At 72.2% G+C, this 11,548-nt stretch carries 9 protein-coding genes, 2 tRNA genes and 1 riboswitch; of the genes, 2 read left to right on the plus strand and 9 right to left on the minus strand.

The genetic code is table 11. From position 1 onward, the window contains the following. Positions 1 to 16: 16 nt before the first annotated feature. The 5 genes from ACZ60B_RS02525 to ACZ60B_RS02545 form a co-directional block, all read right to left on the minus strand. Positions 17 to 961, minus strand: a complete 945-nt coding sequence (locus tag ACZ60B_RS02525; RefSeq protein ID WP_469383583.1) for an aldo/keto reductase — start codon at positions 959 to 961, stop codon at positions 17 to 19. 180 nt (positions 962 to 1,141) lie between these two features. Continuing rightward, positions 1,142 to 2,170 carry a M23 family metallopeptidase gene (locus ACZ60B_RS02530; protein WP_469383585.1) on the minus strand — a complete coding sequence of 343 codons (1,029 nt, stop codon included), beginning with the start codon at positions 2,168 to 2,170 and terminating at the stop codon, positions 1,142 to 1,144. Between the two features lie 10 nt (positions 2,171 to 2,180). After that, a riboswitch (cyclic di-AMP (ydaO/yuaA leader) is annotated at positions 2,181 to 2,346 on the minus strand. Between the two features lie 256 nt (positions 2,347 to 2,602). Next, a complete protein-coding gene (locus ACZ60B_RS02535) occupies positions 2,603 to 3,763 on the minus strand; it encodes a PP2C family protein-serine/threonine phosphatase (protein ID WP_469384070.1) in 1,161 nt (386 codons plus the stop codon). Positions 3,764 to 4,324: 561 nt separating this feature from the next. Then, positions 4,325 to 4,398 (minus strand) — tRNA-Met (locus ACZ60B_RS02540). 110 nt (positions 4,399 to 4,508) lie between these two features. Next, entirely contained in the window at positions 4,509 to 5,642 is a 1,134-nt protein-coding gene (locus ACZ60B_RS02545) for a dihydrofolate reductase family protein (RefSeq protein ID WP_469383586.1), read from the minus strand. A 76-nt stretch (positions 5,643 to 5,718) separates the two neighbouring features. On the opposite strand from ACZ60B_RS02545, the gene ACZ60B_RS02550 reads away from it, so the two are divergent. After that, positions 5,719 to 6,240 (plus strand): MarR family winged helix-turn-helix transcriptional regulator, encoded by a 522-nt coding sequence (locus ACZ60B_RS02550; protein ID WP_469383588.1) that lies wholly within the window; start codon positions 5,719 to 5,721, stop codon positions 6,238 to 6,240. A gap of 175 nt (positions 6,241 to 6,415) precedes the next feature. Further along, a complete protein-coding gene (locus tag ACZ60B_RS02555) occupies positions 6,416 to 7,066 on the plus strand; it encodes a GTP cyclohydrolase II (RefSeq protein ID WP_469383589.1) in 651 nt (216 codons plus the stop codon). A gap of 106 nt (positions 7,067 to 7,172) precedes the next feature. Here ACZ60B_RS02555 and ACZ60B_RS02560 read toward each other — a convergent pair. The 4 genes from ACZ60B_RS02560 to ACZ60B_RS02575 form a co-directional block, all read right to left on the minus strand. Beyond that, positions 7,173 to 7,245, minus strand: a tRNA-Lys gene (locus ACZ60B_RS02560). Between the two features lie 109 nt (positions 7,246 to 7,354). Continuing rightward, complete coding sequence (locus ACZ60B_RS02565) at positions 7,355 to 8,890, minus strand: amino acid permease (RefSeq protein ID WP_469383591.1); 1,536 nt, start codon at positions 8,888 to 8,890, stop codon at positions 7,355 to 7,357. Positions 8,891 to 8,938: 48 nt separating this feature from the next. After that, a complete protein-coding gene (locus tag ACZ60B_RS02570) occupies positions 8,939 to 11,074 on the minus strand; it encodes an FG-GAP repeat domain-containing protein (protein WP_469383593.1) in 2,136 nt (711 codons plus the stop codon). A 280-nt stretch (positions 11,075 to 11,354) separates the two neighbouring features. Then, the coding region (locus ACZ60B_RS02575) for a hypothetical protein (protein ID WP_469383595.1) at positions 11,355 to 11,548 on the minus strand (194 nt) is incomplete at its 5' end.

The raw sequence follows: 11,548 nt of genomic DNA on the forward strand, positions 1-11,548 counted from the left end.
GGGCGGGCGGGCCGGATCAGGCCGACGCCTCCGTGAGGCGCGCGACCTCCGGCTCCGTCAGCTCCAGCTCCGCGACCCCGAGCAGGGCCGGCAGCTGCTCCACCGTGCGGGCGGAGGCGATCGGGGCGAGCACGGTCGGCCGGGCGGCGAGCCAGACGAGCGCGACGGTGGCGACCGGGACGTCATGGGCGCCGGCGATCTCGTCGAGGGCGGCGAGGACCTTGCGGCCGCGGTCGGTCTCCAGGTGCTTGGCGGCGCCGGTGGCCCGCGCGCTGTCGACCGTCGTACCCGGGCGGTACTTGCCCGTGAGGAATCCGGAGGCGAGGGCGAAGTAGGGGACGGCCGCGAGCCCGGACCGGGCCGCGAGGTCCTGGAGTTCTCCCTCGTAGGTGTCTCGCGAGACCAGGTTGTAGTGGGGCTGGAGGGCCACGTACCGGGCCAGGCCCTCGCTGTCGGAGAACTCCAGGGACTCGCGCAGCCGCGCGGGGGAGATGTTGGAGGCGCCGATCTGGCGCACCTTGCCCGCCCGCACCAGTTCGTCGAGCGCGCCGACGATCTCCTCCACCGGCACCTCGGGCTTGTCGAAGTGGGTGTAGTAGAGGTCGATGTGGTCGGTGCCGAGGCGGCGCAGCGAGGCGTCGGCGGCGGCCTTGATGTTGGCGGCGCTCAGACCGGGGAACTCGGGGTGCTGGCTGACCTTGGTGGCGATGACGACGTCGGCGCGGTTGCCGCGGGCCCTGACCCAGTCGCCGATGATCGTCTCGGACTCACCGCCCTGATTGCCGTCTACCCAGGCCGAGTAGGAGTCCGCGGTGTCGATGAAGTTGCCGCCCGCGGCCGTGTAGGCGTCGAGCACGGCGAAGGACCGGTCCTGGTCGGCGGTCCAGCCGAAGACGTTGCCGCCGAGGGCGAGCGGGAAGACCTCGAGGTCGGAGGAACCGAGCTTGCGAAGGGAAGTCATGCCCAATGTCAACGCCCGGCCTGGAAGGTGATATTCCGTACGGCCGTCCGGCACTCCCACCGCTTCCGTGAGCCGTCGCCCGTCTCCCGCGGCCCGGCAGCGGAAAAACCGGCAGTCCTGGCGTCGGGGGGATGTCGCCAGGACTGCCGGAGGTTCAGGAAAGCCGGGGGGACCGGGACGTCAGGGGGTGAGTCCCTTGCCGCGCAGCCAGGCCATCGGGTCGATCCCGTCCGCGCTGCCGCCCGGGTGGACCTCCAGGTGCAGGTGCGGACCGGTGACGTTGCCGGTGGCGCCCACGCGGCCGATGACATCGCCGGTGGCGACCTTCTGCCCGACGCTGACGCTGATCGAGGACTGGTGGCAGAACCACAGCTCGGTGCCGTCGTCGAGGGTGAGGATCGTGCGGTAGCCGTAGGAGCCGGCCCAGCCCGCCTCGGTGATCGTGCCGCTGTGGATCGCCTTGATGAGCGTTCCGGTGGGCGCGGCGAAGTCGAGGCCCGTGTGGTACCCGGAGGACCACATGGAGCCGGCCTCGCCGAAGGTCGAGGTGATCGTGTACGAGGAGGTCGGCAGGGTGTACTGCTTGGCGAGTTCGGCCAGGCGCTCGGCCTCGGCCTTCTTCGCGGCCTCTTCCTCCGCCTTCTTCTTGGCGGCCTCGGCCTTTTCCTTGGCCGCCTGCTCCGCCTTGGCGGCCGCGTCGGTGGCGGCCTTCTCGGCAGCGGCGGCGGCCTTGGCCTCGACCTGGGTCTGCTGCTGCTCGGCCTGGGCCATGATCCGGCTGCGCAGCGCCTCGCCGGCGTCGGTGGTGCCCTGGGCGGTGTCGGCGGTGGTCACACCGATGCCGCTGAGCGGGGTCGCGACGTCCTGCGCGGTCTCGGCGGGCTTCTCGTCCGACAGCAGGGAGCCGACGGAGGGAAGGTCGGGCATGGAGATGGAGACCGGCGGCTTGCCGGTGTTGGCGCTGGCCATTCCGCCGCCGGCGACGGCGGCTATGACACCGACGCCCAGGACGGTGGAGCTGCGGGCGAGTCCCCCGCCACGCTGCTTGGCGACGCGATGCTTGCCACGCGGGGGGCGAACGGTCTCCGCGGTGGGATTCCATTCCTCCCACGGACCCTCGTCGGCGCGGTAGCTGCCGAGGCCGAAGGGCTCGGTGCTGGTCTGGCTCGGCACGAACGGGGCCTCTGGGGCAGGCGGGTTGGACGCCACGTGGGCGTACTCCTTCCTTCCTTCTCGCCTACCGGGTTAGCTGACGGGTTCGGAGCAGGAAGGTCTCCTACGCGCGTATACCGCCTGTCACTGGTGTCACTGACAGTGGTGGCCGTGCGATTCACCCCAGGGTGTTGGTTCCCCGGTTCCCTTGCGGGATTCGGCGCGTGCGCACGGAGCCGCCTTGTGACGGCTGGGACGACCGCGCTGCGTTATCGAACGTTAATGGGCACGGGGTCAGGATTCCAAGCCGTTCCGCTTGATCAATAACATTTTTGGCCAGGACTTAAGGCGATGACCGGCGGAAATAGGGCGAGTTGCCCCTTGCGTGAAGCGCGCCGGCAACTCCTCAGGAGTCACGGAGGTTTTGATGGTGACTCAGATGTTATGCGCAGGGGGGTCGTCCGATCACTCCACGTGACGAGAGCGTGGTCAGGGCCGCCGGACGGCGAGCAGGGCCATGTCGTCCGCCAGTCCTCCCCCGCAGTGCCGGTGCACGTCCCGCGCGAGAGCGGCGAGCAGTTCCTCGGGATCACGGAAGGAGCGGCCGGCGAGCCGCTCCTCGGGGTCGTAGAAACGGCCTTGGACGTCACGCGCCTCGGAGACGCCGTCGGTGTGCAGAAGCAGGGTGGCGCCCCTGGGGAACCGGGTCTCCTCCGCGCGGTCGGGCCGGCTGTCCAGCTCGCCCATGCCGAGCGGCAGGGCGGGCTCCCGGGCGGGCAGGGGGCACACGGTGCCGTCCGGGTGCAGCAGCAGCGGCGGCGGGTGCCCGCGGTTGAGGATCCGCACCGTCTCGTCCCCGTGCGGAAGTTCGGCGAGTACGGCGGTGGTGAAGCCCTCGGAGACGTCGGGCCCGTCGCGCCTGGTGCCCTCGCGCGCCAGCGCCCGTTCCAGCCGCTGGGCGACCGCCTCCAGGGTCGCCTCCTGCTCGGCGGCCTCCCGGAAGGCCCCGATGACCACGGCCACCGCCGCCACCGCGCCCATGCCCTTGCCCCGTACGTCCCCGACGACCAGCCGTACGCCGCGCGGGGTGTCCTGTACGGCGTAGAGGTCGCCGCCGATGAAGGCGTCGGCCTGGGCCGCCTCGTAGCGGGCGGCGACGTCGTACCCGCCGATCCGGGCGGCGGGCTCGGGCAGCACCGCGCGCTGGGCGGCCTCGGCGATCTCGCGGGCACTGGCGAGGCGCTGGTCGCCGCGGCGCACGACACGGTTGATGACCGCGGCCATCGCGGCGACCGTGGCCACGGTGACGATCTCGGTGACCGCGTCGGCGTCCGGGACCCGGGTGAACCGGGCGTGCACGGCGTACGCGCCGACGACGGCGGCCACCCCCGTGACGGCGGTGCCGAGGAAGGAGTACAGCGGGGCCGCCACCAGCGGGGCGGCCGTGAAGAGGGGCGCCGCGGTGAAGCCGCGGGGCGTGCAGATGCCGTAGCCGGCCCCGCCGACGGCCAGCAGCGCGGGAAGCAGCCTGAGGAGCGACCGCAGGAGGCAGATCCGCCGCTCCTCGCCGGAGGCGTCGGCGGGCACGGGCTGCACGGGCGCCCCGGACGCCCCGGACGCCCCGGACGGCACGGGGGCCCCGGACGGCACGGGGGCCGCGGGGGCGATGGGCAAGGCGGGCGAGGCGGGCGAGGCGGGTGCCTCGCCGCCGGGACCGTGGTCCGGGTGCGGGACCGAGTCCGGGTGCGGGACCGAGTCCGGGTGCGGGACCGAGTCCGGGTGCGGGACCGAGTCCGGGTGCGGAGCCGAGTCCGGGTGCGGGTCCGCGTGCAGGTGGGGGTCGGAGTGCAGGTGCGGGTCGGAGTCCGCGTCCGGGTCGGACACCAGTTCGGGATCCGGGGTCGGGTCGGGTCGAAGGCGGCCGCCCGCGCGTGCGTACGGGACGAGGTGGTCGTCGGCCGTGCCGGACCCCCCGGCCGCGCCGGGTTCCTCGTGCGGCCCCTCACCCGTCAGGTCACCAGAGCGCACCACTCGTCTCCCGCCGTCTCCAGCCACGAAGGTCCAGGTTCGCCGGAGTCGGCGCGCTGGGCGAGTGATGTTGGGCCGACCGGATGACGGCGACGCGGGACAGCGCCGCGCGAACGCCGGGAGCCGCGGTGAAAACACTCAGGGCCGGAATCCGTGAACTGGATTCCGGCCCTGAGTCTTCAGTAGCGGGGACAGGATTTGAACCTGCGACCTCTGGGTTATGAGCCCAGCGAGCTACCGAGCTGCTCCACCCCGCGTCGGTAGGACCAGCATACGCCATTCGCGGGAGGGAATGCACCGCGATTGATTCCGGGGCCGCCCGCAGGGCGCGGCCCGGCCCCGCTCCGGTCGACGCGGCCCGGTCGGCTCAGCCCGGCAGGAGGTGACGGTTCGGCGCCGTGGCGGCCGTCTCGTACTCCCGCAGGACGACGACGTGCGCGCCCTCGGCCGCCAGCAGCCCGCTGCCGTCGGCGCCCGCGACGAAGGTGTCCGGCTCCCGCCAGGCCGTGACCACCCGCCGCACCCCCGCGCCGAGGATCAGCCGCGCGCACGGGGCCGGCCTGGACGCCCGCCGGGCGCACGGCTCCAGGCTGCTGTAGACGGTCGCGCCGGGAAGCCGCGGATCGGCCGGGTCGATCTTCGCCAGGGCCGCCTCCTCCGCGTGCGCGAGGGGATCGCCGCCCTCCCGGGAGTGGCCCCGGGCGAGTTCCGTGCCGTCGGCGGCCACCACCACCGCGCCCACGCTGAACGCGGTCCGCGACGGCGGACACAGGGCCGCCAGTTCGCAGGCGAGCGCCAGCCAGTGCCGGTCGGCGGCCGAGACGGCGCCCGCGGTGCCGGGCGCGGTGGGCTCGTAGCGCATGAGGACGACGTCCTCGATCCGCCGGGTCTCCGTCAGCCGCAGCCGGCCGCCCTGGTACGCCCCCGGGCCGAACAGCCGGGGCGCGTCCGGGTCTCCGACGAAGAGCGGGGCGAGGACGAGCTGGAGTTCGTCGGCGAGTTCCTGCTGGAGCAGCTGGGTGTGGACGGTGCCGCCGCCCTCGACCATGAGCCGCCGCACCCCCCGCACGTCGTGCAGGTGTTCCAGCAGCGGCCGCCAGTCGAGCTCGGGGCCCAGCGCGACGACGTCGGTCGCGAGACCCGCCCGGCGGGCGCGTTCGGCGCCCCGGTCGGTGGTGTAGAGGACCTTCTCGCCGCCGGTGTGCCAGAAGTTCGCGGCCGGGTCCAGTTCGCCGGACCCGCTCACGGTGACCTTGAGGGGGTATTCCGGCCGCCCCGCCGCCACCCGCGCGGCCCGCCGCTCGGGCGAGTTCACCAGCAGTCGCGGGTTGTCGGCGCGGATCGTCCCGGCCCCGACGAGGATCGCGTCGACGGAGGCCCGTACCTCGTCGACCCGGTCGAAGTCGGCGGGACCGGAGAGCAGCAGCCGCTCGGGGCCGGTGTCGTCGAGGTACCCGTCGAGGGAGACGGCGGCGGACAGCAGGACGTACGGGAACGGCATCGGCGCGCTCACTCTCGGCGGCGGGGCGGGACTCGGGACACTTGGTTCAAGTTTGAAACAAACCTACACTGGCGGCATGACGACCCGCTGGCTCACTCCCGAGGAGCAGCGCGCATGGCGCGCGTACCTGGCCGCGACCCTGCTCGTGGAGGACGCGCTCGACCGGCACCTCCAGCAGGAGGCCGGCATGCCGCACCTGTACTACTCCATCCTGTCCCGGCTCTCCGAGGAACCCGGACGCCGGCTGCGCATGACCGACCTCGCCGAGCGGCTGAAGATCACCCGCAGCCGGTTGACGTACGCGGTGACGCGCCTGGAGAAGGACGGCCTGGTGCTGCGCGAGGGCTGCCCCTCGGACCGACGGGGCAGCATGGCGGCCCTGACCGACGCCGGGATGACGGTCGTGGAGCGGACGGCGCCGGGCCATGTCGAGAACGTCCGCGCGACCCTGTTCGACCACCTCGCCCCGGAGCAGGTACGGCAGCTGGAGGACATCTTCACCGGGGTCGCCCGGGCGCTCCAGGGCGGCGGCGAGGCGCCCGGGGCGCCGGAGGACGTGCCGTGGCGCCGCCGCTCGCCGAAACCCCCGTGCGCCTGACCGGAACGGCGTGAGCGGCACACCGGCCCCACCCGCCCGAGGAGCACCGCCGACCCGCCCGAAGAGCAACGCGCACCCACCCATTGCTTCAAATTTCAAGCATGAGTTAGGGTCGGGGTCACAGGTTCTGCTTCAAAACTGAAGCAGATGTTCCCTCCGGACCCGGAGAACCCGCATGCCCGACCTCCCCGCCGCCACCCAGCGCTCCCGCGTCCGGGTCCCGCTGCGCTTCCACGACGGCTACGGCGTCGACGCCGAGCTGGTGACCTTCCACGGCCTGACCGACGGCCAGGAACACGTCGCGATCGTCCTCGGCGACCCCGCGCCCGGTACCACCCCGCTGGTCCGCCTGCACTCCGAGTGCCTGACCGGCGACGTCCTCGGCTCGGCGCGCTGCGACTGCGGCCCCCAGCTGCGCGAGGCGGTCGAGCGCATCGCCGAGCGGGGCGGAGTGCTGCTCTACCTCCGCCAGGAGGGCCGGGGCATCGGCCTCTACAACAAGCTCGACGCGTACGCCCTCCAGGACCAGGGCCTCGACACCTACGAGGCGAACGCGGCCCTCGGCCTGCCCGAGGACGCCCGCGACTACACGCCGGCCGCCCAGATGCTCCGCGCCCTCGGTGTCGGCGCCCTGGACCTGCTCTCCAACAACCCCGACAAGGCCGACCAGCTCCGCTCGCTGGGCGCCGACGTCCGCGACCGCGTCCCCACGGGTGTCTTCACCACTCCGCACAACGTCCGCTACCTGCGCGCGAAGGTCCTCCAGACCCAGCACACCCTGCCGCTGGCCGACCTCACGGAACTGACGGAACTGCCCACGGGCTGAGGCCGCTTCCCGCGACGGCCGGACCGCGTCACGAAGGGCCGCGCACGAAGGGCCCGGAACAGTCACGCCCCCAGCTCGAAGTACCTCTGAGCTGGGGGCGTTCCGGTAGGCCCTGTGGGACTCGAACCCACAACCAATGGATTAAAAGTCCACTGCTCTGCCAATTGAGCTAAGGGCCCAGGCGATGTTGCCTCCCCGAGCATAGCCGGACAGGGCCGGGTCTCCGATCGGGTATCGGGGACCCGGCCGCGTCGGACGGCGTGGCGGCGCCGCGGTGAGCCGGGAGTGTCATGGATCGACCGGTTCGGGAGCCCCCTCGGCGGACTCCGCGCGGGCGATGGTGCGGGCGTGTTCGGGGTTGAGGAACCAGTGCCGGGCCGACGCCAGCCACCAGGTGGCGGCGAAGCCCAGGACGACGAGGACGGCGACGGGGGCGTAGTTGAACGTCTCCCAGGTGACCGGGGAGACCTGCGGGAGCATGAAGAGGACCGTGATGGCCAGCACCCAGACCACCGCGACCACGCCGATCGCCCGCGACCAGCGGCCCAGGTGCCACGGACCGCGCTCGAACTCCTCGCCCTTGCGCAGCCGCAGCAGGGTCGGCACGACATAGGCGATGTAGAGGCCGATGACGGCGATCGAGGTCACCGCCGCGTAGGCCGTGACGTTGATCAGATAGGGCAGGCCGAGGACGAGCGCGCCCGCCGCCGCCAGCCAGACCGCCGCGACGGGGGTGCGGGTGCGCGGACTGACGGTGTGCCAGACGTGCGAGAACGGCAGGGCGCCGTCCCGCGAGAAGGCGTAGATCATGCGGCTGTTGGCCGTCACCGAGGCCATGCCGCAGAAGAGCTGCGCGCCGATCACGACCAGCAGGAGCAGCTTGCCGGCCGTCGCGCCCAGCGCGTCGAGGAGGATCTGGGCGGGCGGCGCGCCGGTGGGCGAGGCGAGTTCGGCGTCGTAGGACTGGATCGCGTAGGTGAAGCCCAGCAGGAGCACGAAGCCGGCGATCCACGAGGTCCAGATCGAGCGGACGATGCCCTTGGGGCCGGCCGTCGACGCCTCGTGGGTCTCCTCCGTCATATGGGCGGAGGCGTCGTAGCCGGTGAAGGTGTACTGGGCCATCAGCAGGCCCAGCAGGACGACGTAGACGCCGCTGCCCCAGCCGGTGTTGTTCACGAACTTCGTGAACACGAAGGAAGTCGACTGGTGGTGGTCCGGCACGAAGGCCAGCGCGCCGACGATGACCGCCACGCCGATCACGTGCCACCACACGCTCACGCTGTTCAGCAGCGCGACGATCCGCACGCCGAAGGTGTTGAGCAGGCCGTGCAGCAGCAGGATCGCGGCGAAGAGCAGGACCGTGCGGCCCGGCGTCACCTCGAAGCCGAACTGGAGGTTGAGGTAGGCGCCCAGGAAGGAGGCCGCGCCGAAGTCGATGCCGGCCGTCACCGCCACCTGGCCGAGCACGTTGAACCAGCCCGTGAACCAGGCCCAGGCGGCGGCCGAGCGCGGGGGCGCGAGCCGGTGCGCCCAGAAGTACAGGCCCGCCGACGTCGGGTAGGCCGAGCAGATCTCGGCCATCGCCAGGCCGACGAAGAGGGTCATCAGTCCCACGGCGCCCCAGCCCCAGGTGATCACGGCGGGGCCGCCGGTGTTCATGCCGAAGAGGTACAGGGTCAGGCAGCCCGACAGGACCGAGATGATCGTGAAGGAGACCGCGTAGTTGGAGAACGCCGACATCCGGCGCGCCAGCACCTGCGTGTACCCGAGCTGGGCAAGCCGTTCCTCGTCCGAGAGCCCGCTCTTCTTGCCGTCATCTGTCATGCCCCCAGCGATTCCCTCGCCGAGGGCATGACATGCGTCACACCGTGGCTAGAAAATGCCCTTGTATACGCCCCAGCCCGAGCCGATCTTCGTACGCGCTCCGAACGACCCCTTGCCGGTGCCGTTGTTGCGGTACAGGTTGCCCGCGGTGTCCCGCGAGACCAGGTCCGCGTGGCCGTCGCCGGTGATGTCGCCGACGCCGACGACGACGTTGTACGACGCGCCCCAGGCGGCGGCGGCCTTCACCCGGGCCTTGAAGCCGCCGGAGCCGTTGCCGTCGTAGCGCCACAGGGTGTTGGCCTTGTCCTGGGCGAGCAGGTCGCCGACGCCGTCGCCGTTGAAGTCGCCGACGCCGACGATCTTCTTGTAGCCCTTCCAGTTGTCGTAGAGCTTCACCCGGGCGGCCAGCTTGCCCGCGCCGGTGGACTTGTACAGGTAGACCGTGCCGGTGGTGGCGTTGCGCGCGATCAGGTCGGGCAGCCCGTCCTTGTTCACGTCGCCGGGCGAGGTCAGCACGTCGTACTGCTTCCAGCCGGTGCCCAGCGACACATGGCTGCTCGCCGGGGTGTACGAGCCCGCGCACCGGCCGAGGTAGCGGCGCAGTTCGCCGTTCGGCATCCGGACCAGGGTCTCGGCGCACCGGTCGCCGGTCATGTCGCCGAACGGGACCGCCACGGTCCCGGCGGCCCAGCCGGAGGCGGAGACCGCCGCGGCCACGGTGCCGTTGCCCGGGGAGTAGCGCACGCCGAGCCGGCCGGACGCGTCGAGCGTGACCAGGTCGCCGTAGCCGTAGCCGCCCAGGTCGTGATGGACCGGCAGACCGCCGGAGAGCACGACCGAACCGCCGCCCGTGTAGGTGCCGGTGCCCTCGGTCGCCGTGGCGGTCAGGGTCCAGGTGTAGCGGCCGTTGTACGGGACCGCCCCCGTCTCCGTCCTCGCGTTCCAGCCGGCCTCGGGGGCCGTGCCGGTCCCGGACTTCGTGCGCACCGTACGGCCGAGGACGTCCTTCACGGTGAAGGTCCAGGTGGCCGGCTTGCTCAGCTGCCAGACGCTGTTCCACCAGTCGTCCCGGACATCGACCGAGTTGTCGTCGACCTCGGCCTCGACCAGCGCCAGCGGCTGGGACGGCACCCCGCTCTGCACGACGTGCACGGTGTGCTCGGCGTCCACGTAGGCGATGTCGCCGCCGAACTTGTCCACCGACCAGGTCAGCCGCCGCTGGTCGGCGGTGTTCCCGGCGGGCAGGTCGGCGATCTCCCGCGGGGCCGCCGCCGTACCCGTGTGGAAGTCGGTGAGCAGCAGCTTCCCGGCGGTACGGTCGTGCTGGACGAGATAGCCGTCGCCGACCAGGGCGGGCCCGGACGGCACGGTGATGTTCTTCCCGGCCGTACGGTCGTACACGCCCGCCGGGCCGGTGGCGCCGCAGTTCCAGTAGACCCAGCGGCCCACCACCTGGAGCTCCTTGACCGTGCAGGGCGCGCCGGTCGCGAGCGTCTCGACCGTCTTCTTCTGCTCCAGGTCGTACGCGGTGACCGTGCCGTTGCCGGTCCCCGGCGTGTACAGCCGTGAGCCCCACACGGAGGCGGCGGTGACGGCGCGGGTCAGGCGCACGTCGTGCACGAGGTAGGGCTGCGTGGCGTCGACGTACTGCTTGCCCGTCGAAGCCGCGTTGTAGACGAAGTAGCGGCCGGTGATGTCGACGAAGCGGCCGCCCGTGACGACGGGATCGGCGCCGTGGTCGAGGTAGCCGTCGCGGCTGTCCCAGATCTGAGCGCGTTCCTGGCCCTCCTGCCCCTCGGCGTTGCCGAAGAAGACGCCGACGTTTCCGTTGCCGGCCGCGCGCACCGCCGTGCAGGAGCCCGCGTCGCAGGGGACCCACTGCATGTGCGCGCCGTACGCGTACGTGCCCGCATAGCCGCGGGTGTCCCGCCCGCCCGCCGCGGTGCCGTCGGCCGAGACCGTGCGGTTGGTGACGTAGCGGTCGCCGTTCGGGGCGTTCTCCACGGTCGTCAGGACACCGCCGGCGTAGTCGAGGCCCCACACCCCGCCGGTCGTCAGGGGCATGGGGGTGGTGTCCGCGGCCGCCGGGCCCGCGGTGGTCAGAGTGCCGGCGCCGAGGGCGGCCAGGCTCGTCAGGGTGAGCGCGATCCGGGCACGCCGGTTCGCGGTGATGCGTGAGTGCACACGCCGAGACAAAGGTCCCTCCCCAGGGAAAAGAACACCGAGGCGGCGAGAGGAGGGAAACCTCATCGCCCGGAGCGCGCGGCCGCGCCGAGGACCCCCTCGTCCGCGCCCCGTCGAGCCAAGTCGAAGCCAAAGGATGTTAACAGTCGTCACATGTTGAACGGTATTGAAAATAAAGGCCGTTGGCGTCTCAGGTGGAGCACGGCGACGGGCCCGGAAAAGGCCGAAGGGCCCGTACGACCGGAGTCGTAGGGGCCCTTCGTGGGTCGGTCGGCGGACGTCAGCCGTTGCGCTTCCAGCGCGGCTTGTCGTCGCGGCGGCCGAAGGAGGAACCGGAGCCGGAGCCGGTGCCTCGGTGGTCGTCACGACGGCCGTGGGGACGGTCGTGACCGGCGGAGCGGAAGCCCGGACGGTCGTCGCGGCGGTCGCGGTTGAAGGGGCGGTCGCTGCCACGGTGGCCGGGGCGCTCGTACG

The organism is Streptomyces sp. NPDC104096 (assembly GCF_055584385.1).